Source organism: Sphingopyxis sp., assembly GCF_050725655.1.
Classification (GTDB): domain Bacteria; phylum Pseudomonadota; class Alphaproteobacteria; order Sphingomonadales; family Sphingomonadaceae; genus Sphingopyxis.
Genome location: NZ_JBOHHT010000070.1, coordinates 88,452 through 114,444 on the forward strand (window position 1 = coordinate 88,452; position 25,993 = coordinate 114,444).

Consider the following 25,993-nt stretch of genomic DNA (forward strand, 5'->3'; position numbering starts at 1 on the left):
TCTTGGCTTTTTGTCGGTTCCAAGACGCGCGGTTTCGCGTCCTTTTTTGGGCCTAACAAGTCACTTGACGCTTTCGTCAACTCGGCGCACCTTTGGCGCCATACAGAACTCGCTCAAGCGGGTCGTATTCCGGAGAGGCCGGCGTTTTCCCCGACGCCGGTGGGAGAGGACGATGACCAGCACAGCTGGCAAGTGGGATTCACGAGGGCACATGGCCGCTTTGGCCCGGTGCCCTTTGCCATGTCTGGTCGTTTCCCCTCCCCTTACCACAATTTGACGTTGGGCGGCCCCGCACCTCGCGGGATCGAAAAAGGGAGGCTATAGATGAAGTTCAAGGCACTGATCGGAACCTCGATCCTTGCGATGACGGTGGCGACGCCGGCATTTGCACAGGACGCGGCGGAAGAAGTGGAACGCGATGCTTTCGGCGGCGAAATCGTCGTCACGGCGCAGCGCCAGTCGGAGCGTCTTCAGGACGTGCCGATCGCGGTCAGCGCCTTCTCGACCGAGGCGCTCGAAGCGCAGCAGATCAAGACCCCGTCGGATCTTCAGCTGACCCTGCCCAACGTCACCTTCACCAAGACCAACTTCACGGGCGCCAGCTTCACGATCCGCGGTATCGGCGATCTTTGCGTCGGCACGACCTGCGACAGCGCGACCGCGATCCACCTGAACGGCGACCCGCTGTTTTCGACCCGCCTGTTCGAAACCGAATTCTATGACCTCGAACGTATCGAGGTGCTGCGCGGACCGCAGGGCACGCTGTTCGGCCGCAACGCGACGTCGGGCGTGGTCAACGTCATCACCGCCAAACCCAAACTCGGCAAATTCGAGGCGGCCGCCGAAGCCGAATATGGAAATTATGATTCCATGAAGGGCAAGGCGATGGTCAATATCCCGCTTGGCGACACGATGGCCTTCCGCGTCGCGGGCATTTACCTCAACCGCGACGGCTACACGAAGAACAGCTTCCTCGACACGCGCATCGACGACCGCGACCTTTATTCGGTCCGCGGTTCGCTGCGTTGGGAGCCTTCGCCCGACACGACGATCGACCTGCTGGCGTCCTATTTCCGTGAAAAGGACAAACGCACGCGCATTCAGAAACAGCTTTGCCAGCGCGACCCGACCGGCATTCTGGGTTGCTTGAACAGTCGCCTCGACAATTCGCCCTTCAACGGCAACGCGACCTTCACCGCGGCGCTGACCTCGCGCGAATTCCTGGCGATCCGGGGCATTCCGCAGGCGTTTGCGCTGGGCAGCCTGTACGGCCCCGACGTCTATGCCAACACGACGATCCCGTCGGACCCGCGGACGGTAAACACTGCCTACACGCCCGAATATTTCACCAGCGAACTGACGCTGCAGGGCCAGATCGAGCATAATTTCGGGCCGGTCTCGCTGCAGGTTTCGGGCCAGTATCAGAAGGTCAAGCTGGACGCCTCGCAGGACTATAACAGCAATGTCGGTAACCGCGCGCTCTATGCGACCGGTCTCGCCACGTTGCAGGCCGCAGCGAACGGCGCCCTCGGCGCGGCGTTCACGCCCTATTTTCGACCCGTCGCCGCGGCGATCATTCCGAACGGTCCAGCGGGCCAGCTTTGCGTGTCGCAGGCGGAAGAAACCGGATACGGCAGCTTCGGCGGCAACAAAATCTGTAGCGACCAGTCGCTGCAGTTCGACCGGTCGAACCAATATAACAGCAGCTGGTCGGTCGAAAGCATCCTGTCGAGCGACCTCGATGGGCCGTTCAACTTCCTGGTCGGCGGCATCTATGCCGATTATCACCTGACCGAGAACAGCTATTATGTGAACGCCTTCCCGATCGATTATCTGACGGGCGTGTTGGGCGCATTCACAGCGGCAACCAATCCACCGGCCGCAGGCGGACCACTCCCGCCGTCGTTCCTGGCGACTCCCTTCTTCCGCAACAACACCGACGATCTGAAGATCACCTCCTACGGTTTGTTCGGCGAAGCCTATTTCGAGTTTAGCGATCGCCTGAAACTCACCGCGGGCCTGCGCTACAACAACGACAAGAAGAGCGTGACGGCGCGGTCGACGCTGGCAAGCTTCCTTGCTCCGCATGGCGGAACCGGAAGCGTCTTTGATTCGCCCTTCGTCGGATCGTTCGACGCCGATCCGGGCACGCCGGGCAATCAGATCATCCAGGCGCGCACCGTAAAATTCAACAAACTCACGGGCCGCGCGGTGCTAGACTTCAAGATCACCGACGATAATCTGATCTACGCATCCTACTCGCGGGGCTATAAATCGGGCGGTATCAACCCGCCGCTGCAGCCGATTTTCGCGGTGCCCGAATCGTTCAAACCCGAACAGGTCGACGCTTTTGAAATCGGATCGAAGAACAGTTTCGGCAACGGCGCGCTCCAGCTGAACCTGACGGCCTTCTACTATAAATATAAGGACCTTCAGCTCAGCAAGATCGTCGCCCGCACCGCGGTCAACGACAATGTCAGCGCCGATATCTACGGCTTCGAAGCCGAAGCTATCGTCCGCCCCGATCCCGACGTGGTCGTCAATCTGGGCTTCAGCTATCTGCACAGCAAGGTGACCGACGACAAGTTCACCAGCAACCCGCGCGATTTTGGCGGCGGCCGGGCTGATGCGGTGATCATCAAGGACATCACCAACGCCGCAAACTGCGCTGTTGGTTCGCGGACGGGCAATGCAGTCGGGGTCAACGCCTTCGTGAACGGGGTTCAGCAGGTCATCAACGGCGGCTTCGTCCCCGGGGTGCAGGCCGGCGCCGGCCTGCGGCCGACGACGGTCTTCCCGAGCGACGGCGGCATCGCTTCGACCGGTGCATTCAGCATCTGTTCGGTGATGGAAGCCGCGGCAGCCGGGGCGTTCGCCGCGGCGGGCCTCACTCCGGCAAACTTCGGCGGGATCGAATATTTCTCCGCCGGTGTCCCGGTCAACATCAAGGGCAACCAGTTGCCGCAGGCGCCGAACTACAAGTTCAGCGCCGGCATCCAGTATACGGCGCATCTGGGCGGTAACGACATGACGCTCGTCCCGCGTGTCGACCTCGCCTATACGGGTGAAAGCTATGGCAGCATTTTCAACGGCAACGTCAACAAGATCAAAGGCTATGCCCAGGTCAATGCCCAGCTGCAGTTCAACGGGCCCGACGACAAATGGTATGTCAAAGGCTTCATCCAGAATGTCTTCGACGCCAACAGCGTCACCGGCCTGTATATCACCGACCAGTCGTCGGGTAATTACACCAATATCTTCACGCTCGAACCGCGCCGCTATGGCATCGCGGCCGGTGTGAAGTTCTAAAGCGCAGGCGGCAACGCTAACAAAAACCCCGGCCTCTCGATCGAGAGGCCGGGGTTTTCTTTTTGTCTTCCGTGTGCAGCCGGGGAGCGAGAAGCGCCCCAGCCCTGCTCACGATCAGAATTTGTAGCGAATGGTCCCGCCGTAAGTGCGCGGCTGGCTCGGGTAGCCCGAGACGCTGCCCGCCTGCGCCACCGCCGGGAAGACCGTCGTGAGGTACTGCGCGTTCGTGAGGTTGCGGCCCCACACGCCGACGTCGAGGCCGTTGGTCAGGCGGATCGTGAACGATGCGTTGAGCGAGTTGACCTCGCGCTTCAGATTCTGCGCGATCAGCAACCCCTGCGCCGGCGGGAATCCGCCGAGACCTTCGACGATCTGGACCGGACTTTCATACGCATAGTCGACGTGCGCGATCGCCTTTGTCCCGCCCGCAAATTCATGCGTGTAGGTGCCGCCAAGCGACATCGACAGTTCGGGGATGCCCGCGGGCGTCGAGCCCGAGATGTCGCCGAACGCCGAATTGATAAAGCTGTCGTACTTCGCGTCGAGGTAGGTCGCCGCCAGCGTCAGGTTGAGCCCGTCGACCGGACGCACCGATCCGTCGAACTCGATACCGAACGTCGACTGCTTGCCCGCGTTCGCGAGCGCGAAGCCCGTGCCGGTAAAAATGTTCGACTGGAAGCCCTTGATCGACTGTTTGAACACCGCGATGTTCACTGCCGCAACGTCCCACTGGCCCTTCAAACCGAATTCATAGACGGTCGATTCTTCAGGATTGGCGAAGCGCGAGCCCGAGGTCAGGTTCGGCACGCCAAGCCCGCCCGAGATGATCGCCGGCAGGTCCGACGCCAGCGGACGGCTGTCGCGCGACAGGTTGACCGAGCTCGCCTTGAAGCCCGTCGCATAGGTCGCATAGATATTGACCGTGTCGGTGAGCTCATAGGCGGCACGCACGCTGTACGAAAGGTCGCCGTCGTTGGTCTTGCCATCTTCGACCGCGTTCGGGACGTTGAGGAACGGCGGCAGGAACTGCAGCGGCCGCAGTGCCAGCAGCGGATTGACCGCCGGGTTGTTCTGGTTCGCGGTTGCGAACGCTGCTGCCCCGGCACTGATCTGGCCGAACGCGGCAGGTTGCGCCTGCGCAAAGCCGCCGACTTCGGCCGCGGTTGCGGGACGCCCAAGACCCAGTGCGTTGCCGACGGTCGTCGCGATGCCCTGTTGGGTGATCGCCGTGCGACCCGTCGACACCAGGTCGAGGCCCGAGAAGCGATCGGTGCTGATGACGTTGGTCGAGAAACGCTTGCGGTCCTTGGTATAGTTGGCACCGAGCGTGAAGGTCAGCCGGTCGGTGACTTCGAAATCGACCGTCCCGAAGATCGAGAAGGCTTCGTCCTTCAGGCGATAGGCTTCGTCGAGGCCGTCGCCCTGCCGAAAGAACTGACCCGCAAACTGCGCCGGATTGCCGAGGATGCTGCCGATCTGCTGTTCAAGACCCGAAACCACCGCGTTTCCGGCCGCCCGCGGATTCGGCGAGGTCAGAACCGCCGCGGGATTGATCAACGCACCGGCATAGGGGCGGAAATCGGCGCCGAAGCGGATGTCGTTCTTTTGGTCGATCTTTTCGTTGAAATAATAACCGCCGATCAGGAAGTTCAGCGGGCCGTCGAAATCCGAGGTGACCCGGAATTCCTGCGTGAAGGTGTCGATCCCCAGATCCTGACTGTTCTCGCCAATCAGGTCGGCACCGGTGAAGTCCGAATCCTGGTTGGTCAGCGCCTTGACCTTGCGGTACGCGGTGATCGAGGTCAGCGCGAGATTGCCGAGATCATAGTCGATCTGGGCCGAACCGCCGTAATTCTCGATCTCGTTCATCGACAGGAAATTGTTGTAGACGTCGTACGAGAAGGGATTGTTGGCGTCGACGCTGGGACCGCCGGCAAGCGCGTTGGTGATCGCGACGGTCGGGCCGGCGATGACGTTGCCCGCGATGCAGCAATTTTCATCGATCTTGTCATAGTCACCGATCAGGCGGATCGACAGCGCGTCGGCCGGTTCGAACAACAGCTGGCCGCGCACGCCCCAGCGATTGCGGTCGTTGACGTCGGTGTCGAGCTTCAGATCCTGCGCATAGCCGTCGCGGCGGTTGTAGCTGCCGCCGATCGAGAAGGCGACGGTGTCGCTGATCGGGCCGGTCACGTTGCCCTTGACGGTGATCGCGTTGTAATTGCCGTAGCTGACTTCGGCCGAGCCGCCGAATTCATATTGCGGCTTCTGGGTGACGATGCTGATGACGCCTGCCGAGGCATTCTTGCCGAACAGGGTCGACTGCGGACCGCGCAGCACTTCGATGCGCTCCACGTTCGGAAGATCGCCGATCTGGGCGGCCGAACGCGAACGATAGACGCCGTCGATGAATACGCCGACCGACGGTTCGATGCCGGCGTTGTTGGCACCGTTACCGAAGCCGCGAATGATGAAGTTGGTGTTCGCGCTCGACTGGAGCTGCGACACGCGCAAGCTGGGGACCGACGACTGCAGATCGATGAGGTCGCGGATCTGCGATTCTTCGAGCGCCGCTGCCGTCGTCACCGAAACGGCGACGGGCGTGTCCTGCAGCGTCTGCGAACGCTTGCTGGCGGTGACGATGATGTCGTTGCCATAATCGGTGTCGTCGACCGCCGTTCCGGCGTCAGCCGGCGCGGCGTCCTGGGCGAAGGCATAAACGGGGGTGGTGGCGGCGCACAACACGGTGGCGCCCAACAAAATGTTGCGCAAAGTCATATTCAGTCTCTCTCCAAACCCACCGAAGCGCAGCCAAAGGCTTATCGGGAGATGCCCAGTGGTAAGCGCCCGGTCTAACGCGCCGCCCGGCGACGTCAACGCGCGCACGCGCGAAACGGCCGATTTCCGTCAATTCGTGACTAAAAAGCAACAGTTTACGTTACGGCGAAGGTTCGAGTTGGTTACACTTATGTGTCAAATGCGAAACGTGTATTAGGCAATCTGCCAAATAGCTCAGGCCCGGAAGACGAAGGACAAGCGATGCGGGCCCAGCCCTTGCCGAGCCCGACCACGCTGGTCAAAACACTGCTGCTGGCATTCGGCCTGGCCTTTGAATTTCCCGGGGTCGCCGCGCGGATTGCCATGCTGGGGCCGTCACCCCCTCTCCTGCTCTATGCCGGCCTGTATGCCGGTCTGGTCGCCTGCCTGTGGGGCGCGGCTTTCATCCGCAGCCCGCTGTTGCGCTGGGGCTGGGCCATGGTGTTTGCGCTCGCCGCCATCCTCGTCGGCAGCTTTCAGGATGCGACGGCCGATGCGATGAGCTACGACGCCTTCGTCACCATGATCCATTCGGCGGGTTTCGCCGACGACGCCTTGGCGCAATATGGCGCCTCGATCGCATGGGCCGCGGCCGGCGCATTCTTCCTTTTCATCGGCGTCGGGCTGAAACCGGGCGCACGGACGCGCTTGCCGGCCGCCGCCGCGGCGCTCGCGCCACTGGCGGGCCTCGCGATGCTGACCATCCTGCTGTTCGTGCGCGGGGGTGAAGGCGGCCGCGGACTGCCGAACGCCTGGGTCGGAACCGCCTATTCGGCGCTCGCGGCATTCGAAGCCACGACCCAGCCGTCGATGACGCGCCAAACGGTAACCATCGCGCATGGCCCAGAACCGGATCGGGGCGACATCGTCTTGATCGTCGACGAAAGCATCGCCGGCCGATACCTCGACATCAACGATGCCGCCGGCGTCCGGTCGGGCCTGGCATCGCCGCCGCCCGGCATCGTCGTCAGCAATTTCGGCCTCGCCGCCTCGATCGCCAATTGCAGTTTCGGAAGCAACCTGACGCTTCGATATGGCGGAACACGCGACGCCTATCACCGGATCAATGCGACGATGCCGTCGATCTTCGCCTATGCGAAGCATGCCGGGTTCGCGACGATCTACATCGACGCGCAGCGGACCGGCGACGCCTATCAGAACGGCATGGACGATGCCGAGCGGCGTCAGATCGATCGCTTTGTCCAGTTCGGCGATACGCCCGTCGTCGACCGCGACATGGCTGCGGCGGATGCGCTGATTGCGGCGCTGGGCAACGATCAGCGCGAATTCATCCTCGTCAACAAGATGGGCGCACATTTCCCAGTCGCCGACAAATATCCCGACAGCGCCCATATCTTCAGCCCCGCGCTGCCGCGCGACGAAACCGCCATCGTGACCGAAACCCAGCTTCCGGAAAATCTGTACAGCGGCGCCGAAAGCTGGCGTCTCTATCGCAACGCCTATCGCAACACGGTGACATGGACGGTGGGCGGCTTCTTCGACAGATTGTTCGCCGGCGCCCGGCTCAACGGGGCGCTGATCATCTACACGTCCGATCACGGGCAGAATCTGCACGAGCGGCGCGATTCGGGAACGACCACGCATTGCAGCCCGTCGCCCGCCAGCGAGGAGGGCACGGTGCCCCTCGTGGTCATCGACACGTCCGCCCGCTGGGAGACCGCCGCGAAGCGCCATGTCGATGCCTCGAGCCACTATCGCATCTTTCCCACGCTGCTGAATGCGATGGGCTATGATCGGGCGGTGGTGCGCCGCCAATATGGCCGAGCGCTCGACTCCGACGCCCCCGATCCGGCGACGTTCAACAGCCTGTTCAATGCGCGGCTGGGGCGCAAGCCGATATGGGTCAAGGTCGAGCGCGCATCGGTGGCCCGGCCGCCGGTTGGCGACTATACCGCGCGCAAAAGCGGCGCTGCGCCGCGATGACACGCGCGTGCAATGCTTTGCCAACGAATAGTTGCTAGTCTGGCCGTCATGTCAGGTCCCTCCACTCCCCCCGAAACGGCACTTGTCCCGGATACCGCAACCGAACCCGATTTCGGTCAGAGGATCCGCCGCGCCGTGATCTGGCGCTCCGGGTCGCAGATTGCGGGGCAAATCGTCGCATGGGCCTCCACCTTCCTCGTCATCCGGATCCTGACGCCCGAAGATTATGGGCTGTTTGCGCTCACCCAGGTGATGTTGATGCTGCTTAACCTGCTCAACGGCTACGGCCTCGCCAGTGCCGTGATCCAGCGCGACGAGGTTACCACGCACGAGCTGAGGCAGATTTTCGGGCTCCTATTGCTGCTCAACGGCGCGCTCGCGGTGGCCCAGATTGCCTGCGCCCCCTTGGCGGCCGCCTATTATCGGCAACCGATGGTCGCCGATCTGCTACGGGTGCAGGCGCTGATCTATCTCACCATCCCCTTCTCGGCGCTGGCCTATGCGCAGCTCGCACGCTCGCTGGAGTTTCAACGTCAGGCGCAAGTCAACCTCGTCTCCGCGCTGATCGGCGCGGGCGTGGCGCTCGGTGGCGCGCTGGCCGGCTGGGGCGTGTGGGCGCTGGTCTGGGCGCCGATCGCCATGTTCGCGACGCGGGCCTTGGGCCTGACGATCGCGGCGCGCAGCTGGATGTGGCCCAGCTTCGACTTCCGCGGCGCGGGTTCGATCGCGCGCTATGGCGGGCTGATCGCGGTCGCGCAGTTTTTCGGCTTCGTCCAGAGCCAGGCGGACATATTGGTCGCCGGCCGCTGGTTCGAGGCGCATCTGGTCGGCATCTATACAACGGCGCTGCTGCTGACGCAGATCTTCAACAACAAGGTCGTGCCGCCGCTCAACGAGGTGGCCTTTGCCGCCTATTCACGAATGCAGAACGACCGCGTGGCGCTGGCCGCCGGCTTCACGCGCTCGACGCGCGCCATCATGGTCGCAGCCATGCCGTTCTTCTTCGGCCTCGCCGCGGTGGCGGAACCGCTCGTTCTTACCCTGCTCGGCGGCAAATGGCGCGAGATCGTGCCGCTGCTGCTGCCGCTGGCGCTCGCCATGCCCTTCTGGACCTTGTTCACCCTGCTTCGCCCCGCAACCGACGCGCTCGGCCGCCCGGGTATCGCGTCGGGCAATGCCGCGGCAGGGGCGCTGCTGATGCCGGTCGTATTTCTGGTCGGCGCGCAGTGGGGAATCATCGGCATCGCATGGGCCTGGCTGATCGCCTATCCGTTGCTGCTCGCCTTTGCCGCCGTCCGGAGCTTGCCCGTTATCGGCATCCGGGCGAGCGAGCTGTTGCGCGCGGTGGCGCCGCCGGTTCTCGCCGCCACGGCCATGGCCGCAGTGGTGATGCTGGTCGATCGCATGCTGCCCGCGCTGCCTGAGCCCATGCGACTGGCGGTGCTCGTCGCAACCGGGGGGCCGATCTATTGCCTGTGGCTGGCGCTGTTCGCGCGCGAGACGGTGCGGGACCTGATCGAACTGGTGCGCGGACGACGCATGCCGGTCGCCCCGGTCGTCGCCTAGGCCCGACCCAGCGCCGCGATCGCTGTACGCGTCGCGTCGATATAGGCGTTGCCGCTAAAGCGATAGCTGCCGATGAAATGGACGAACCGTGCGTCGGACGGCACGCCTTCATCCCAGAAGTTGAGATAATGATCGTAAGGCAGCAGCAACGGATCGGGTTCGTTGGCGATGACGATGTTCGAGGTCACCTGTTCGCTGCCCCATCGCGCCCAGCGCTCCGCTCCGAGCAACCGTTCCGCCTCGCGTGAAAATGCCTCTGCGAGCGCGCGACCGTCGCCGCCACGCGCGAAACCGGCAAAGCCCGCACATCCCCGCACGTAGAGCGCGTTCGTGAGCGTGGGCAGCGAAACGCGGTCGAGACCACATTCGATCGCACCCTGCACGTGCGCCGCGGGATTGTAGAGAAATTCGTCGTCATCGGACTTTGCCGCCATTTCGGCAAAGGACAACAGCTGGGAATCCGGATCACCACGCAATGTGAAGCTGCGATTTTGCATGATCGCGGCGGCGATCTCCGGCACGTCGCCCAGCGTTATCGTGTCCGAATCAAGCTGGATCACATAATCGCTTGCCCGCATGTCCAGAAGCGTGAGGAGTCGTTCCCAGACCTGGCCGCGCGGACAAGGGGCGGTATCAATATCCGCGACCGACACGATGTGCGGTTTTCCAAGGTGCGTCGCCAGTATTTGCCGGTCGGCGTCGGTTAATGTACCGTCGTCGAGGATGACGATGCGCCCTTTGCGAAGCTGCGCGTGCAGCGATTTAACCGCGACCAGATACGGCAGCAGAACCCGCGTGCCGATCATGGAAAACAGGACCAGTCCGTCGTCGGCGGGCACGACCGGGGGTGTATCCAGCACCGCACCTGCCGCAGCGCGGTGCGCGCGTTCCTTCCACAACCGGTTGAGTTTGTTCACGATCCTGTTCATGGCGCGGCAGTAACACGCACGACAACCCATTGGTAGAGACGAAAATCCACGCATTTGCGTCCTTTCAGGACGTTTCTTGCCGGCGATATTCGGGTGTTTGCGGGCGATAGCGATCAGCGTGCGGTACGCGACATATCCGGAAGGAGGAAAGTGGTGCCCGGGGACGGGGTCGAACCGCCGACACTGCGATTTTCAATCGCATGCTCTACCAACTGAGCTACCCGGGCACGGCCGCTGCGACCGGTCGGTCGCGCTGGCGAGCGGCGGCTATAGGCAGGGCTTTGCATCCTGTCCAGAGGCTTTGTGACGCTCGATTTCGGGGTCAGCCTTCGTCGAAACGATCGTCCTCGGCAGTGCCGTCGGGCGCCTGATCGGCCGGTACGCGATACCCTTCGCCGAACCAGGTCAAGAGATCGCGATCACGGCAGCCGCGGCTGCAAAAGGGCTTATATTCGGGCTCGCGCGGCTTGCCGCACAGCGGGCACGCCTGCGATTTTGCGGATGTCTTATTGGGCATGGCCCATTCCTTTGCTCTGGGCGTCGGCGATCAGTTCGACGGGCCGGCCTGTACGTCTTTGCAGCATTTCGATCCAGAGCGGCTGGCCGCCGATATGATCGATGACCGCAGGGCGCGCGGTCAGTTTCAAAACCCCTGCTCCCACCGCGCGTTCCGCCTGCCGCAACAACAAGGCGCCGTCGGTGGCGACGGGATCGAGCCGTATCTGTTCGATCAGCGAGGGCCGTACGCGGCGACGGATGATCTGCATCAGGCCGAACCCGTTCATCGCGGTGCGCTCGAAGGGCTGCGGCAAAAGCGTGTCGATCAGCGCATCGATCGCAAGCCGGTCGGCCCGGCTTGCCAGCGACGGAAAATCGATTCCGATCGACCCCGTGATGTCGCAGCAGCGGATCACTCTGACAGCAGCTGCCGCGCCCGCCTTGGCCAGCGCGAGCGGGTCAACATCGCCGTCGATGTCGATCAGCACCATCGCCGGTGTCGCGTCGACCCACAGCGCGCCGTCGCCAAACGGCCAATGGCCGCTTCGCACATGGCCGACGATCTCCGACCAGCCCGCCTCTTCCAACCGGTCGGGTCCGGGTGCCCCGAGATCGACGACCTTCACCCCGGTCATCGCGATCCGCGCGCGCAGGTCGGGACCGGGCCCCACCGCCGCGTCGGGATCGGCGATCTTCACCCGCCCAAGCTTGTCGCGGCCGCGCTCCATCAACCCTGTGCGCGTGGTTTCCACCTTCAGCCGCGAACCGATCGAGGTTCCGGGCGGCAATTTGGCCAGCGAGACAAGCGGCTCGCCGGACCCGTCGAGCATGACCAGCGGCCTTTTCCCCGCCTCGATCAGCCGGGCATGTTGCACGGTGCCAACCGGCGGTCCTTCGCCATCGCGCTCGATCCGCGCTTCGACGATCGCGCCATCCTCGACCAGCGCCGCGCGCGCTTCGCCGATTCCGGCTTCGTAAAGCCACTCAGCCAAGCGCGATCCCCGCGCTGGTCAGCAGCGTGCGCGTTTCGAACAGCGGCAGGCCGACGACGTTCGAATGGCTGCCCGACAGGAAACGCACGAAGGTTTCGGCGCGGCCCTGGATCGCATAGCCGCCCGCCTTGCCCATGCCCTCGCCCGATTCGACATAGCAGTCGATCTCGGCGGCGCTCAGCGCCTTGAAAGCGACGACGGTATCGACGACGCGCACTCGGACCTTTCCATCGGTCCCGACAACGCAAATTCCGGAATAGACATGGTGCCGTCGGCCCGACAACAGCCCGAGCATCCGGCGCAGATCGGCCTCGTCGGCCGGCTTTTCCAATATACGGCGGCCAACCGCAACGGTGGTATCGCCCGCGAGCACGACCTCGCCCGGCGCACGCTCGACGGCGAGCGCCTTGCCCTTGGCGAGCCGCGCGACATAGTCACGCGGCAGCTCGGCCTTCAGCGGTGTCTCGTCGATTTCAGGCGCGGCGATGCGCGCCGGCACAAGGCCGATCCGCGCCAGCAATTCGCGCCGGCGCGGCGATGTCGAAGCGAGCACAAGTGCCGACATTGGCGCGGGAGAGTTCGCCGCGCCGCTCACTTGAAGCGATAGGTGATCCGACCCTTGGTCAGGTCATACGGGGTGAGTTCGACGAGCACTTCGTCGCCCACCAGAACGCGGATTCGGTTCTTGCGCATCTTGCCGGCGGTGTGACCCAGAATCTCGTGGTCATTTTCCAGTTTGACGCGAAACATCGCGTTGGGCAGCAGTTCGACCACTTGGCCGCGCATTTCCAGAAGTTCTTCTTTCGCCATCAGTCCTCTATGGGCTCAAAATCAAGGATGCGGGCCCATAACGCCAATTTGTGCCAATTGAAAGCAATCTGTCACAAGCGGTTTCAGGAGACGAGTTTGAGCCTGCGCGCGATGCGCCAGCCGACCGTCTTCACCCAGGCATAGCTCGGCCAGCGCGGCGGCATCGCGGGGTCAAGCCCCATGCGGCGCAGCGTCGCATTGGCGGCGTGCGCTTCGGATTCGCGATAGCTCCACTCGCTGCGCCAGGTGATCGACAGCGAAATCGACGGCGCATCGCCATTGGCGACGAAATGCGGCGCCATCACCGGCACCAGCACCGCGTCGCCGGGGCCGAGCGGCACCTGTTGCGCATCGCCATGATAGTCGTCCTGCCAAGGCAGGTTACGGTGGCCGCCGGTGTGGTAGCGTTCGTGCTCGCGGCGGTGCGCGAAGCGTTCGTCGCCCGAAGGCCAGACGTTCATCACCTTCGCGCCCTTGAGTTGCAGCAGGATATTATGCTCGGGATCGAAGTGGAACGGCGTGATCGATCCCGGCGACGAGATGAAGATGAAGCCCTGCGGCGTCAGCATCGCGCCGGTGTGCGGTTCGACAACCGATTTCAGCTCGGCGAGCATATCCATGAGCAAAGTGCGATAGGCATCGACATTCTCGATATTCTTGAGCACGGCCCAGCTGCCGTTGCTGTCTATGGTGCGGATCGTCTCGCCGATCGACAGGCCGTTCGACGGGACATCTTCGGGCCGAATGCCGATCGGCACATTGCCCGGATTATATTCGACCTCGCTCGCGGGCAGGCTTTCGCCAAGCTGAGCGAGTGCCTCGATCGACAACAGCGGATGGTCGGGAAGATGATGGTGCAGCAACCCCGCCTGCAACGGATAGAGCGTCGCCATCCGTTCCAGCGTTTCGGCGGGGAATACCGGGCGAGTGATCGGCTGATGCGCGGTCATGACGGGTTTTCCATTTCATTTTCCGGCGCCGCGGCACCCTTCCAGCGCCGCCAGAACCGCTCGGCCTTCGTCAACAGGGCAAAGCGGAACCGGTCGGATGCTGCCGACAGCGGAACATTCACCCACACCAGCGCGCGGCGTTCGCGCCAGACGCTGTCGATCATCGGATGGCCGGGGGCGGCGCAGCTGTCGACCCAGGCGATGTGCGGGTCGTAAAGCAGGTCGAGGTTCGCCTGTTGCAGCAACACGCCGGGGGAGAAACGGGCATAATCCTCGTCGAACGCGGTCTTGAACGAAAAGCCACCGGGCGGGCAAAGGAAGTTGACGAGCATGGCGAGCGGGCGGTCACCGAGATCAAGCGAGCGCATGTCGAGCCGGCCCGCATCGCCTGCCGCGGTGAGGATCGCGCGGAACCATGCCTGGGTGTCGTTTTGGCTCGCGAGCGCTGATTTGGCGCGTCCCTTCCAGCCCCGCGCCTCGAGGTCGAGGAAGGCATCGATCCACGGATCGATCGCCTCGCCCGGCCGCCAACGGCGAAATTGCACCGTGCCCTGCTCGGCAAGCCGGTTCGCCTGCCGCCGCAACTCCTTGCGCTTCTTTGCGCGCACCGCGGCGTCCCAATAATCCTCTGGTGACAGATTGCTTTCGAGCAGCGCGCGTTCCTCGCGGTGCACCACCTCGGCCTCATCGCCGCGCATCCGTGCGACATCGACCAGCGCGCGGTGGAGCGGGCCGTCCTCGGTCAGCCGCGGGAAATGCACGAGCGTCCGCGCCCACGGCGCCGCATCACACCACGCGAGCAGGATCGACCAGAACAGGCTTTCGAAGCCTGCGCGCACGAGCGGTGCGCCGTGAAAATGATTATGATGCGTCCAGCCGGTGACGTGCCGCAACGGTATGCGGCCATAACGCGCCGCTGACGCAAGCGGCATGATGCCAATCACCGACCCATCGCTGCCATCGCGCACGAGGACAAGGCGTGCTTCGCGGTCGGGATCGAGCAGGTGCAGCGCCGATTGCAGACACCAGCGCTCGGCAAAGGGATTGGGTTCGCTCGCCTCGTCGGCCAGCCGGTCCCACGCCGCAGCGAGGTCGTCCGACAGCGACAGCGGATCGACGACGCGGACCGTGAGCGGTGCGTCGGCGAGGGGTGTCGCAGCGGCGTCGGCAGAAAAGGCGGGATGCACCGTCATCGGCAGCGAGCCTAGCAGCCAAGCGTTAAGGATGGGTGGCAAATCAACCAGGCCCGTCCCCGCTACTACCGGACCAATATGAACAAAATCGACGGGCTGCGGACATTTGATCCTCCCTGTGCCGCAGGCATGGGGAGGTGGCAGCGCGAAGCGCTGACGGAGGGGCTTTTGGCGCCGACCTCGCGGCCCCTCCACCACTCGCTCCGCGAGCGGTCCCCCTCCCCATCGCTGCGCGACAGGGAGGATCTTATCGGCAACTTCCCACCCCAATGCGGTCAATCACAACCGCATAGTCTCAAACGACCGCATCAAATCCCAAAAAGCTTGGCCAGCGACTTCTCCAGCATGAAAAATTGCCAGATCAGCCGGCCGTGATCGCGTCGGCCCGACTGGTGCGCGGCGACGATGCGTTCGATTTCGGCCATGTCGAACCAGCCCGAACGCGCGAGCGTCGACGAGGTCGCCAAGCCCTTCGCTGCCTCGACGAGCGGGCCGCGAAACCACTGAGATACCGGAGTCACAAACCCCATCTTGGGCCGATAGAGGATGTCATGCGGTAGATAGCGTTCCATCGCCTGCTTCATGATCGCCTTGCCCGTCCCCCGCTTCACGCGCATCGACGCGGGCAGGCTCGCCGCGAACTCGATCAACCGGTAATCGAGCAGCGGCTCGCGCGCCTCCAGGCTGACCGCCATGCTCATCCGGTCGGTCTTGGTCAGGATGTCGCCGGGCAGCCAGATTTGCAGGTCGGCATATTGGGCGCGATCGAGCGGCTCGCGCGCGGGCGCCTCGGCCATCGCCTTCCAGTATCGCGTCTCGGCAACATGATCGCCGAGCGCATGATGCGCCGCATCGTTGAACAGGCGCGAGCGTTGTGCAACTCCCGTCACCCCGACCGCCTCGGCATAACCCTCCGCCCCGCTCTTCGACAGGCTGGCGAGCGTCGCGCGGGCGCGGAGCGGGCGCGGCGCCCAGTCCATCTGCGGCCAGACATGCGACAGCGGGCCGAGCACGCCGCGGCGCAGGAAGCCGGGGATCAGCCCGCGCAGCTTCTCCTCCTGATGCTGGAACACAAGGCGCCGGTATCCCGCGAACGCCTCGTCGGCGCCGTCGCCCGAGAGCGCCACCGTCACCTCTTCGCGGGCGAGTTCGCACACCCGATAGGTCGGGAGCGCGCTCGCATCGGCAAAGGGTTCGTCGAAATGATCGGCAATCTTGTCGACGAGCGTGAAGTCGCCCGACGACACGGTGCGCGTGCGATGATCGGTCGCGAAACGCTCGGCGATCTGCTGGGCATAGGCGGTTTCATCGAGCGCCGCCTGATCGAACCCGATCGTGCAGGTCTTGACCGCCTTTGTGCTCGCCTCGGCCATCAGTGCAACGACCGCGCTGCTGTCGACCCCTCCCGAGAGGAAGGCGCCGAGCGGCACGTCGGATACCATACGGTCGGTCACCGCCGCGCGCATCAGTTGGACAAGATGCTCGGCCGCCTCGCCTTCGCTGGCGCGGATACGCTTCGAAAAATCGGGGGCCCACCAGCGCGTCGGTGCCGGCACGGGCTTGCCGCGCTCGAGCATCAGATAGTGGCCGGCGGGCAGCTTCTCGACGCCTGCGACGATGCAATTGTCGTCGGGGACGTAACCGAAGGCGAGGAAATCCTCGATCGCTGTCAGATTGGCTTCCTGCCGTAGCAGCGGATTGCGCAGCAGTCCCTTGAGTTCGGATGCGAAGGCAACAGATCCATCGGACAGGCGAACATGGTGGAGCGGCTTCACGCCCAACCGGTCGCGCGCCAGAAACAGGCACCCACGCTGATGATCGTGGATCGCAAAGGCGAACATGCCGTTGAGCCGCGACAGGCAGTCGACACCCCATTGGCGCCAAGCGGCGATGATGACCTCGGTATCGCCGCTGGTACGGAAACGGTGGCCGCGATCCTCAAGCTCGGCGCGCAGCTCGCGGAAATTATAGATTTCGCCATTGTAAGTGAGCGTGACGAGCTCGTCGTCGCTCGCCATCGGTTGCGGGCTGCCTGCGATGTCGATAATCGAGAGGCGAAGATGGCCAAGCCCGACCCCGGGCGCGGTCCACTCGCCCGATCCGTCGGGGCCGCGGTGCTGCATTGGCTGGAGCATCGCGCGGAGGCGTGCGGGGTCGACCGGTTTCGCCGTTTCCAAATGATAGATGCCGACGATCCCACACATATAGGAACCGCCCTTAACGCGTTTTCAGCGCGCGGTCAGCCATTGCATTGGCTCCACCCGACGCGGAAAGGAAATCCTCTATCGCATTGCGGCCGCCGCGCCGCTCCTCGCTCGATATAATCAGCGACAATGCGCGCGGGTCGCCACCGAGCAGCCGCGCCTTGAGTCCCGCGAGCTTCGCGCGGCGCGGATCGCCAGTGACATCGTCGCCAACGACGTACCAAGTGGCGGCATCCCGCAGCACCGGACCGGGGTGCAGCAGCCGCTCGGTCTTCGCGCCCTCGACCGCGGGCACCGAGGCGCTCCAGGCCCATTTGCTGTCGGGATCGATTGCGCCTTGCCCGAAAGCGACGACCTCACGCCCCTCCGCCTGGCGCTCGTACCCGCCGATCGCGACTGTCACCACCTGCCCTCTGTCGTTGGCGAACTGGCGCAGCAACCGTTGATCGGCGCCATCGAAGCGCGGCTGCCATTCCACGGTTTCGACGCGCGCCTCGCCCCAGCCCGGCGGCGCTTCGACCGTCATCGTATCGGGCAAGGGTGCGCTGCGTCCGCCGACCAGCGTCCCCCAACCGGCAAAGAGCAACGGAACCGCGAGTGCGACCGGCAGCACCGCTTTCGCTGACCCGGCAAAGCGCGGCACCCCCCCTAGTCCGCGCACATCGACCGCGGCGTCGTTCGCCGGCCGGTCGAACCAGCGGCGCGCGACAAGCATGACGAGCAGGATCACGGCACCAAAGAAGAACCAGCCATAGAAGATATGGTCGATCCCGCCCGCCGCCTCGATCCCCCAGATTTCCGCCGCAACCATCGTACCATAGGCGCGTAGCGCATTGGCGAGGATCGTCGTCGCGAGCGCAGCCACGACGAAGACGATCCGCCGCGTCCAGCTCTGGAAACAGAGATGCGCCGCAAATATCGCGTAAGCGAGCATCGCGATCAGGAAATTGACTCCCGAGCATGCTTCGGCAACCTCGAAGAAACCGGCGGGTGTAGTGATGAACACGCCTTCCATGTCCGCCGGGATGCCCGACAGATGGAGCAGGGCCATGCTGATATGCGCGGTGAGCGTCTGGAGCAGCGGCACCAGTTCTTCGCCGAACGGTACGAGCAGCAAGGCATAGCCAAGCGGAAAAAGCAGCGCGCGCACGAGCTTTTCGCCGAGCGTCGCCGCGACGGCGCCCTGCAATATCAAGACCAGGCCGAGTTGGCGGAACAGTCCGACCCCTGCGGCCTCACCGACCAGCCACACCAGCCCCGCCCCCGCCATCCATATGAGCGCAGGCCACCAATAGACCGGCGTCAGCGGCCGCAGCAGCGCCACGCGCTGCGATACCAGCCACCCGATCATCGGCACGATCAGCAGGCAATGGGTAAAGGTCGAACTGTTCCACCAGATACCCGCCACGTCGGCGGCCTCACGCCAGAAGATCGCGAAGATCGCCGCCGACGAGAACGCGAGCGCGGCAAGATGGCGTTGCCACGGCGTCACGCGGGCAGTCCCAGCAGTTCACCGAGCGGCGCGAGACGCGCCCCCCAGCCATAGCGCGCGATCATCCGCGCGCGCGCCGCTTGGCCCATCTTTGCCGCCCCGGCTCGGTCGTCGAAGAGCCAGCACACGGCATCGGCTATCGCGGCCGCGTCGTCGGCAACGAGCAGATGCTCGCCCGGCGTCGCATCGATCCCCTCGGCAGCGGCGGCGCTGGCGACCACGGGCCGCGCCATCGCCATCGCCTCGAGCAGCTTGTTCTGCACCCCCCGCGCGAGCAGCAGCGGCGCGACCACGGCATCGGCGGCGACGAGCCACGGCCGCACGTCGGGAACCTCGCCGGTCACCGTCACACCGGGTAGTTTTGCGAGCGCACGCACATCGTCGGCCGGTGCACGGCCAACGATTGCGAAGCTGGCTTGCAGGTGGCGCTGACGGATCAGCGGCAGGATGTCATTTGCGAACCAGCGCACGGCGTCGATATTGGGGCGGTAATCCATCTGACCGGTGAAGACGGCAAGCGGTCCTTCGCCAGCTTCGACCGCATCGAGCTGGATCGCCGGGTCGAACCGGTCGGTGTCGATGCCATTCTCGACCGCGCGAACCTTGTCGGTGCCGAGTTCGCTCTGCTTGCAAAACAATGCCGCCTCGGCCTCGCTCACGAACAGGCTGACATCGACGCGGCGTGCCACCTCCACCTCATAAGCGCCCAGAACGCGAGCCTCGCGTTTGTGCACCCAATTCAGCGGCTGGCGTTTGTCCTGTTCGGCATAAGTCGCGAATTTGGCCGAATCGACGTCGACAAAATCCATCAGCACCGGGCCATCGAAGCGGGCGGGCAGATATTGCGCCATCTGGCCGGAGAATGCGACGATATGGCTGACGTCGCCCCGCCCGATGAGCGCATCGACATGGCGCGCCAGCGCGGCGCTGCGAAACAGGCGGTTCGAGACCGGCTCGCCGTGCAGGATTGCCTGCGCAAGCGTCAGCGGGCGCGACGCATGGCGCACTTCGATCACCAAACTCTTGCAAAGCGGTGCCATCTTCGCGCGCGCCACAGCGGCCTCTTCCGCATTGTCGGCGAGCGCCGCAACGTGCACCGGCGCGAGCTTCGCCAGCGCCTCGAACATGTGCCAGCTGCGGATCCGGTCGCCGCGGTCGGGGGGCCAGGGTGCGCGGTGAACGAGAAACAGGATTTCGGGCACTAGCCGAGCCCCTAACCCAGCCCACGCGCGATCGGCGGGCCGATCCGGTTCGCTGCCCATAGGGGCAGCTTCTTCCAAAGATCGACCTGCAGCCGGTATTTGGCGCTGTTCGGATTGGTGTCGCGCGCGGTTTCACCCGGCGCCAGCCAGCGCGCGTAGACCAGCGGTTGCGGCTCGAATCCCCAATTTTTCTTGTAGGCGAAGGGTCCGGTGCCAAGCTTGGAGCGGCCGAAATCGAAGCGGGTGCAGCCCTTCGCCCGTGCATGGCGCATCAGCGCGAAGTACATGAGTTCATTGGCGCGCAGGCGGCGCGCATCGGCGGTGCCGCCGCCCCAATAGGGCATGACGGTGCCGCGCCACGTGAGGCTGAGGATGCTTGCCACAACTTCGCTATCGTTGCGCACATTGAGGATGTCGGCGTCGTCGCCGAAGGCTTCAATCACACATGAAAACAATGATTTATGGAAAACGGGAGTGCCAAGGTTGCGGACGCTGGTCGCATAGATGCGATAATGGTCGCGGCGGTCCTGTTCGGAACGGCCGGTGGTGACGGTGAGGCCGCTTTCGAACGCCTTGCGGACCTCGGCGCGCTGTTTGCGCGGGATGGCGAGGAGTTCGGCATCGTCGTCGGCGGCGAGGTCGCGTGCGAAGCCGGCGTAGATGCCCTCCTCGCGGGTCCAGCCCGCGCCCCCGGGTAGCGGGCCACCGCGCAGTTCGACCGATGGAACGCCGAGCGATCGGGCCAGGTCGGCTGCGCCCCCAGCCAGCGTTGCAGCCACGGCGGCATTGTCGGCGAGGATGCCGCCATCGACCGCGAAGCCGCTGCCGACCAGCGCCTGTCCGAACAGCGGCGAACGGATATGATGGAGCGGGAGGAGGCCGGTCAGCGCGCCGTCGGCGTCGCGCGCGGTAACGAGATGGCAGCGATGGCCTGTGGCTTTGGTGATCGCCTCGCACCAGGCTCGGGTGTGGAACGGCGTCGCATCCGGGTGCGCGGCGATATAGGCGTCCCAGGCCGCTGCATCGGACAGGGGCATGCCCGAAAAGCCGTCCTTCATGGGAAGCGTTGGCGCATTCACGCCGCAGCGCGCCAGGGCTGCGCGCGTTGCTGCTGCGCGGGGAGCAAGGCGTCGGCGCGGGTCCATTCGAAATCGGCGAGCAGCTTTTTCAGCTTGCCAGCCATGGCCGACAAGCCGCTGTAATGGCGGATCTTCGACCTGATCGGCGCGTCCGCCACGCGCGGCTGGCCGGGATCGATTTCCCACGGATGGAAATAGAGGATCGCCGGATGGCCCTCCTCGTTCATCCGCGCGATCGCCCAGCGCGTGAAGCCATAGGGCAGCATCCGCATGAAGCCGCCGCCGCCCGCTGCCAACGTCCGCCCCGCAAAGCGCGCGGTGGTGACCGGCCATTCGACGAGGTCGCTGTCGGCCAGCGGGCGCCACGCATGGCGCGGGCTTTGCGGCCAGCCATAATGGTCGTGGACCACCGGCGCGACGCTCGACGAATAGGAATAGCCCTGTTCGGCCAGCACCGCGTGCGCCCAGGGCGTGCGCGTATCGACCGAGAAGCTTGGCGCGCGATAGCCGCGGATCGCCACCCCGCCCAGATCCTCGAGGATCGCCCGCGTTTGCTTCAGGTCGGCGGCGAACTCGTCGGCGGTCATGTGGAACACGCGCTTGTGGTCATAGCCGTGGCTGGCGAGTTCGTGCCCCGCCGCGACGATGCGCTTGATCAGCGCGGGATAGCGTTCGGCCACCCAGCCCAAGGTGAAGAAGGTGCCCTTGACGCCGGCGTCGGCGAAAATCCGCAGCACCGCGTCGCAGTTGGCCTCGACGCGGCATTCGAGCGTCGGCCAGTCGGCACGGTCGATCGTGCGCTCAAAGGCGCCGACCTGGAACCAGTCCTCGACATCGACCGACAGGCCGTTCTGCATTTTTCCTCACCTTCATCAGCCCGATAGCGGATTATAGCCGGGCTGTCAGGCGGCCCAGGTCCGCGAATTGGCCGGGTTCGGCGCATTGTCCGGATCGCGCTCGACCCATTCTATCAAGAGGTCGAGCACGCGGCGCAGCGCGGCATCCTGTTCGATAAGCCGCGCTTCGAGCGAGGCGATCTGTCCCTCCAGCGCCGCCAGATGTTCGGGATCGATCGCGGGTGCCGCCGGAGCGGCTGCTTCGGCCGCGGCTTCGGGCGCAAGTTCCAGAACCTCGGCCTCGGGCTCCGCCGGCTTGGGCGGGGTCAGCGTGACGACGCGCGCCGGTTCGGCGGGCGCGGCGAAGGGCGGACGTCCATCGGCGGCGGGCTCGGCGGCACGCTGCGGCCATTCGAGCGGCGCTTCATTCGCGGGCGTCGGAACGGCGAAGGGCGCGGGGGTCGGTGCCACGGCCACAGCGGCCGCCGCAACGATCTGGTCGACGGGCAGCGGTGCGAGCGTCGTCGCGTCGATGCCGCGATCGGCCTCGATCTCGGCGACGACCGAGCGCACATTCTGCGCGGTGATACGGTTCATCTGCTCGACCGCGCCATAAAGCAGCAGGCGGCTGACCAGCACGTTGAGCTTGCGCGGCACGCCCTCGCTATAATCGAAGATTTCTTCGAACGCGTCGGGGCTGAAGCTGGGATTGCCCGTCCAGCCGACCTTGCCGAGACGATGAAGGATATAGGGTTCGACCTCCTCGGGCTCCATCGGATCGAGGTGGTGCGTCGCGATCACGCGCTGGCGCAGCTGTTCGAGCGCCGGCGAGTGGAAGAGCGTCTGACGGAATTCGGGCTGGCCGAGCAGGAAGATTTGCAGCAGCGAGTGACCGCCAAGCTGGAAGTTCGAGAGCATGCGCAGCTCTTCGAGCGCCGAGATCGCGAGGTTCTGCCCCTCGTCGACGATCAACAGCGTGCGGCGGCCGGCGCGCGCCTGTTCGCGCAGATATTGCTCCATCGAACGCAGCAATTCGGCCTTGCTCTGCCCTTCCCACTCGATGCCGAACTGTTCGGCGACGAGACGCAGAAGGTCGTCGCCCTCGACCTGCGTCGACACCAGCTTGACCGCGGTCAGGCGGTTGGCGTCGATCGTGTTCATCAGGTGGCCGACGAGCGTCGTCTTGCCCGCGCCGACGTCGCCGGTGATGACAATGAAGCCTTCGCCCTGCGCAAGGCCATAGCCGAGGTAGGACATCGCCTTGCGGTGCGTGCCGCTTTCGAAATAGAAATGCGGGTCTGGCGTCAGCTGGAACGGACGCCCGGTGAAACCATAGAACTGATCGTACATCGCAAAAATTCCCGTTGCCTGGTCAGAAGTTGTAACGCAGTCCCACCAAAGCTGATCCAATAAGCTGACTGTTGAAGCCTTCTTGGTCGAAGGCGTTGATGCTTGCCGCCGCGGTCCCGGTGAGACCGCGCCAGAAGCGCCGCGAATAGGATGTGGTCAGGCCGGCCGACTGAACGTCGCTCGCCCCCGGCGCGCCATTGTCGAAATAATTGACGTAACCCGACAGGGAGAGGTCGGAATCGACGTCGAGCTGGCGCGCCGCCGACACGAAGAGATAATAATTCTCGTCCTTGATCCCGTTGAGGTTGGCGATCGGCGACAGCAAGGGCGCGAGCAGCTTGCGCTGGTCGTAACCGAGGCCGACGCCGTAGCTCCAGCCGGCGAAGCGCGACGACAGCGTCGCCTGCACGCCGCGGCTGCGATATTGCGCCGAGGTCGCGTTGCCGAGCTGGTTGTTGAGGCAGCCGCCGCCCTGTTGCCCAAAGACGCACGGGTTGATCGCACCGCCGATCGGGTTGCGCGTCGGGTCGAACTGCGTCGGCAGCGCGGCAAGTCCGCTCGACAAGCCGCGGCCAAGGCTGGACAATCCGTCGTAGACGCCAACCTGGATCGAGGTCGCGTGATCGGCGCGATAGGTGAAGCTGCCGGTGTAGATGGTGTCGCCGTAACGGCGCCCGACGCGCGCGGTCAGCGAGGTGCGGCGGCTGGGCTGCCACATCACGCCGGCGTCCCAGATCAGCCCGTCGGTGTCGAAAGACAGCTGACGCGGGGTCGATTTGTCGGTGATGAAACGGCCGTTCGCATCGCGAACCGGGACACCATTGGCGTCGACCACCGGATTGCGCTGCCCGATCTCAATATCCTCGTAACCGACGCCGCCGAGCAACGCGACCGTCGGGCCGATCGGCACCGTCACGTCGGCGCGGGCATATTTGCCCTCGAACCGCTGATCGAGCTGACTGGCGTCCTCGCGTTCGTAACCGCCCGACACCTGCCAGCCGAACGGCAGGTCGCCCGGCCGCGCGCCGACGCTGGCCCAGGCGACATGGTTGGTCGAGCTGTCGAAAATATCCTGCGGCTGCGAACCGGGCGACAGGATCGCCGGCTCGTCGACGTCGACCTTGGTATAGCCAAAGCGATAGCCCGCCCCGACGTCGAGCCCGCCGAGGCGGCGGGCGAAGGTCGGACCGGCGTACACCGAATAGAGGTTCGCGACATTGCTGGCGTCGCCGATGAACAGGCCGCTGTCGGCGCCCTGCCCGTCAGCGCGCGAGCGCGTCGCGAGCGCGCCGCCTTCGAGATTCAGGCCGCGCGCTGCCTCGATCCGGCCGCGGGCGAGGCCGCTGATCGTGTCGGAATCGCCAAGGCCGCCGTTCCATCCGATGCGATGTTCGTAGCGCAGCGTGCCGGCGAGTTCGGCGCGGTTCGTCACGATCGCGGCGTCGACGCCGACCGCAAGGTTCGTATAGGTGAGGACGTCGCCGCCGTTCTTGAGGTCGGCGGTCAGCACCTGATCGACTTCGAGATAGGGGCTGACGTCGACCTGGCGCTTCGCGCGGCGCCCTTCGGCGCGCTTCGCTGCACGGCCTTCGGATGCCGGCGCGCCGGCCGAAGGCGGGTTGCCGCTGCCCGTTCCGGGATCGCCCGAAAATTGCGCGTGCGCACCCGTCGCGGTTCCCGCGAGCAAAAGGGCCGCGAACGCAGCAAAAGGCCGGTATGACCACGCCCTTCGAACTTGAGACGAAGGATAGAGATCGGAAGTGGTGCGCATCACGCGCCTCCTTGTCCGTAATAAGTCCCGAAGCGGCGTCCGCCCGGCGAGAATTTGACCCCGTTGAGGAGCAGCTGGATGTGCGGACACGCGCCCATCAGGCCGATCGCGTCGCGCAGCGCGGATTCGAGCGTTTCGTCGGCGCGCACGACCATGATCGTCTGCCCGACATGCCCCGCGAGCACCGCGGCGGGCGACGCGGCGAGCACCGGCGGCGAATCGATGATGAGGATGCGCCCCGGCGCGCCCTGTTCGAGCTGCGCGAGCAAAGCCTCGGTCCGCGCCGAGGCGAGGAGCTCGGTATCGTGCATATGCCCGGTGCCCGCGGGCATGACTTTCAGGCCCGGAATGTCGGTCTGGATCAGGCAATCGCCGAGCGGCAGATGCGGATCGGCGAGCGCGTCCATCAGGCCGGGGCCATCGTCGAGCCCCAAGGCTTCGAGCACGCTCGGCTTGGCGATGTCGGCGTCGATCAGCAGCACGTCATGGTCGGCCTCGACCGCGAGGCTGAGCGCAAGATTGACCGCCGAGAAGGTCTTGCCCTCGCCCGGGTTCGCCGACGCGATCAGCACGCGGTGGCCGCGCGGCAGGATCGGGCGATTGCCGACGCCGCCGAAATTGCGGATCAGCTCGCGCTTCACGATGCGATATTCTTCGGAGATGCCGGTGACGGGCGTACCGGGCACGATCATGCCGCGCGACGCGAGGCGCGCACGGTCGATCGTTCCCTGCCGCGACGGAACGATGGCCGGCGCCGCCTTGGCGACGTCCTTGCGCGGCGACGGCTTGGGTGCGGCGGGCGCGGCTTCGACGGCCGGCGCCGCTTCGACGACAGGCGCAGCTTCGACGACAGGATCGAGGATTTCGGCGCGCGGGGTTTCCGTTACCGGATCAGCCGCAGCCGGTTTCGCCTTTTTGGGCGTTTCGGGCGGCAGCTTCGACACGTCGATCGTCGGCGCATTGGCCGCGGGATCGAGGCCGAACATGTCGGCGGCGCGTTCGAGGAGCGAGGGCGGGCGCTTGACTTTGCGTTGGTCGTTCATGTCATCGT

Annotated in this window: 19 protein-coding genes and 1 tRNA gene; 3 read left to right on the forward strand and 17 right to left on the reverse strand. The window is 64.8% G+C overall.

From position 1 onward, the window contains the following. Positions 1-324: 324 nt before the first annotated feature. Positions 325-3,309 (forward strand): TonB-dependent receptor, encoded by a 2,985-nt coding sequence (locus tag ACREBX_RS10055; protein WP_431561605.1) that lies wholly within the window; start codon positions 325-327, stop codon positions 3,307-3,309. A 114-nt stretch (positions 3,310-3,423) separates the two neighbouring features. Here ACREBX_RS10055 and ACREBX_RS10060 read toward each other — a convergent pair whose 3' ends face one another. Continuing rightward, positions 3,424-6,087 carry a TonB-dependent receptor gene (locus ACREBX_RS10060; protein WP_431561606.1) on the reverse strand — a complete coding sequence of 888 codons (2,664 nt, stop codon included), beginning with the start codon at positions 6,085-6,087 and terminating at the stop codon, positions 3,424-3,426. Positions 6,088-6,348: 261 nt separating this feature from the next. Here ACREBX_RS10060 and ACREBX_RS10065 point away from each other — a divergent pair, with 261 nt between their 5' ends. Next, on the forward strand, positions 6,349-8,070 hold the full coding sequence (locus ACREBX_RS10065; protein WP_431561607.1) for a sulfatase-like hydrolase/transferase: 1,722 nt from the start codon (positions 6,349-6,351) through the stop codon (positions 8,068-8,070). A gap of 48 nt (positions 8,071-8,118) precedes the next feature. Further along, the gene (locus ACREBX_RS10070; RefSeq protein WP_431561608.1) at positions 8,119-9,636 is read left to right on the forward strand and encodes a lipopolysaccharide biosynthesis protein; all 1,518 of its coding nucleotides are present in this window, start codon (positions 8,119-8,121) and stop codon (positions 9,634-9,636) included. Here ACREBX_RS10070 and ACREBX_RS10075 read toward each other — a convergent pair. From ACREBX_RS10075 to ACREBX_RS10150, 16 genes are all read right to left on the reverse strand, one after another. Further along, positions 9,633-10,619: a hypothetical protein gene (locus tag ACREBX_RS10075; RefSeq protein WP_431561609.1), complete on the reverse strand. Its 987-nt coding sequence runs from the start codon at positions 10,617-10,619 to the stop codon at positions 9,633-9,635. The genes ACREBX_RS10070 and ACREBX_RS10075 overlap by 4 nt on opposite strands. Positions 10,620-10,716: 97 nt before the next feature. After that, positions 10,717-10,792, reverse strand: a tRNA-Phe gene (locus ACREBX_RS10080). A 95-nt stretch (positions 10,793-10,887) separates the two neighbouring features. Continuing rightward, positions 10,888-11,082, reverse strand: coding sequence for a DNA gyrase inhibitor YacG (locus tag ACREBX_RS10085; protein ID WP_248454014.1), 195 nt, complete (start codon positions 11,080-11,082; stop codon positions 10,888-10,890). After that, on the reverse strand, positions 11,072-12,055 hold the full coding sequence (locus ACREBX_RS10090; protein ID WP_431561610.1) for a ribonuclease: 984 nt from the start codon (positions 12,053-12,055) through the stop codon (positions 11,072-11,074). The genes ACREBX_RS10085 and ACREBX_RS10090 overlap by 11 nt, the downstream gene beginning before the upstream one ends. Next, on the reverse strand, positions 12,048-12,620 hold the full coding sequence (locus ACREBX_RS10095; protein ID WP_431561611.1) for a Maf family protein: 573 nt from the start codon (positions 12,618-12,620) through the stop codon (positions 12,048-12,050). Before ACREBX_RS10095 ends, ACREBX_RS10090 begins: the two co-directional genes overlap by 8 nt. A gap of 26 nt (positions 12,621-12,646) precedes the next feature. Then, positions 12,647-12,865, reverse strand: coding sequence for a translation initiation factor IF-1 (infA, locus tag ACREBX_RS10100; protein WP_010162480.1), 219 nt, complete (start codon positions 12,863-12,865; stop codon positions 12,647-12,649). Between the two features lie 83 nt (positions 12,866-12,948). Beyond that, the gene (locus ACREBX_RS10105) at positions 12,949-13,815 is read right to left on the reverse strand and encodes a transcriptional regulator (protein ID WP_431561612.1); all 867 of its coding nucleotides are present in this window, start codon (positions 13,813-13,815) and stop codon (positions 12,949-12,951) included. Continuing rightward, positions 13,812-15,008, reverse strand: coding sequence for a GNAT family N-acetyltransferase (locus tag ACREBX_RS10110; RefSeq protein WP_431561613.1), 1,197 nt, complete (start codon positions 15,006-15,008; stop codon positions 13,812-13,814). The genes ACREBX_RS10105 and ACREBX_RS10110 overlap by 4 nt, the downstream gene beginning before the upstream one ends. Positions 15,009-15,316: 308 nt before the next feature. Further along, positions 15,317-17,212 (reverse strand): XrtA/PEP-CTERM system amidotransferase, encoded by a 1,896-nt coding sequence (locus tag ACREBX_RS10115; RefSeq protein WP_431561614.1) that lies wholly within the window; start codon positions 17,210-17,212, stop codon positions 15,317-15,319. 13 nt (positions 17,213-17,225) lie between these two features. Next, complete coding sequence (gene xrtA, locus ACREBX_RS10120; RefSeq protein WP_431561615.1) at positions 17,226-18,704, reverse strand: exosortase A; 1,479 nt, start codon at positions 18,702-18,704, stop codon at positions 17,226-17,228. Then, a complete protein-coding gene (locus tag ACREBX_RS10125; protein ID WP_431561616.1) occupies positions 18,701-19,906 on the reverse strand; it encodes a TIGR03087 family PEP-CTERM/XrtA system glycosyltransferase in 1,206 nt (401 codons plus the stop codon). The genes xrtA and ACREBX_RS10125 overlap by 4 nt, the downstream gene beginning before the upstream one ends. Before the next feature lie 11 nt (positions 19,907-19,917). Next, entirely contained in the window at positions 19,918-20,943 is a 1,026-nt protein-coding gene (locus ACREBX_RS10130) for a FemAB family XrtA/PEP-CTERM system-associated protein (protein ID WP_431561617.1), read from the reverse strand. Positions 20,944-20,981: 38 nt separating this feature from the next. Further along, entirely contained in the window at positions 20,982-21,842 is an 861-nt protein-coding gene (locus ACREBX_RS10135) for an XrtA system polysaccharide deacetylase (RefSeq protein ID WP_431561618.1), read from the reverse strand. A gap of 45 nt (positions 21,843-21,887) precedes the next feature. Beyond that, a complete protein-coding gene (locus tag ACREBX_RS10140) occupies positions 21,888-23,171 on the reverse strand; it encodes an XrtA/PEP-CTERM system-associated ATPase (protein WP_431561619.1) in 1,284 nt (427 codons plus the stop codon). 22 nt (positions 23,172-23,193) lie between these two features. Beyond that, on the reverse strand, positions 23,194-24,942 hold the full coding sequence (locus ACREBX_RS10145) for a hypothetical protein (protein WP_431561620.1): 1,749 nt from the start codon (positions 24,940-24,942) through the stop codon (positions 23,194-23,196). After that, complete coding sequence (locus tag ACREBX_RS10150) at positions 24,942-25,985, reverse strand: P-loop NTPase (RefSeq protein WP_431561621.1); 1,044 nt, start codon at positions 25,983-25,985, stop codon at positions 24,942-24,944. The genes ACREBX_RS10145 and ACREBX_RS10150 overlap by 1 nt, the downstream gene beginning before the upstream one ends. Positions 25,986-25,993 lie beyond the last annotated feature (8 nt).

Excerpts from the sequence above, each read along its gene's own strand:
- ACREBX_RS10070 (WP_431561608.1), top strand. The coding sequence starts at position 8,119 with ATGTCAGGTCCCTCCACTCCCCCCGAAACGGCACTTGTCCCGGATACC.
- ACREBX_RS10105 (WP_431561612.1), bottom strand. The coding sequence starts at position 13,815 with ATGACCGCGCATCAGCCGATCACTCGCCCGGTATTCCCCGCCGAAACG.
- ACREBX_RS10130 (WP_431561617.1), bottom strand. The coding sequence starts at position 20,943 with ATGCCCCTGTCCGATGCAGCGGCCTGGGACGCCTATATCGCCGCGCAC.
- ACREBX_RS10055 (WP_431561605.1), top strand. The coding sequence starts at position 325 with ATGAAGTTCAAGGCACTGATCGGAACCTCGATCCTTGCGATGACGGTG.
- ACREBX_RS10075 (WP_431561609.1), bottom strand. The coding sequence starts at position 10,619 with ATGCGTGGATTTTCGTCTCTACCAATGGGTTGTCGTGCGTGTTACTGC.
- ACREBX_RS10150 (WP_431561621.1), bottom strand. The coding sequence starts at position 25,985 with ATGAACGACCAACGCAAAGTCAAGCGCCCGCCCTCGCTCCTCGAACGC.
- ACREBX_RS10095 (WP_431561611.1), bottom strand. The coding sequence starts at position 12,620 with ATGTCGGCACTTGTGCTCGCTTCGACATCGCCGCGCCGGCGCGAATTG.
- ACREBX_RS10145 (WP_431561620.1), bottom strand. The coding sequence starts at position 24,942 with ATGCGCACCACTTCCGATCTCTATCCTTCGTCTCAAGTTCGAAGGGCG.
- ACREBX_RS10140 (WP_431561619.1), bottom strand. The coding sequence starts at position 23,171 with ATGTACGATCAGTTCTATGGTTTCACCGGGCGTCCGTTCCAGCTGACG.
- infA (WP_010162480.1), bottom strand. The coding sequence starts at position 12,865 with ATGGCGAAAGAAGAACTTCTGGAAATGCGCGGCCAAGTGGTCGAACTG.
- ACREBX_RS10115 (WP_431561614.1), bottom strand. The coding sequence starts at position 17,212 with ATGTGTGGGATCGTCGGCATCTATCATTTGGAAACGGCGAAACCGGTC.
- ACREBX_RS10135 (WP_431561618.1), bottom strand. The coding sequence starts at position 21,842 with ATGCAGAACGGCCTGTCGGTCGATGTCGAGGACTGGTTCCAGGTCGGC.
- ACREBX_RS10065 (WP_431561607.1), top strand. The coding sequence starts at position 6,349 with ATGCGGGCCCAGCCCTTGCCGAGCCCGACCACGCTGGTCAAAACACTG.
- ACREBX_RS10110 (WP_431561613.1), bottom strand. The coding sequence starts at position 15,008 with ATGACGGTGCATCCCGCCTTTTCTGCCGACGCCGCTGCGACACCCCTC.
- ACREBX_RS10060 (WP_431561606.1), bottom strand. The coding sequence starts at position 6,087 with ATGACTTTGCGCAACATTTTGTTGGGCGCCACCGTGTTGTGCGCCGCC.
- ACREBX_RS10085 (WP_248454014.1), bottom strand. The coding sequence starts at position 11,082 with ATGCCCAATAAGACATCCGCAAAATCGCAGGCGTGCCCGCTGTGCGGC.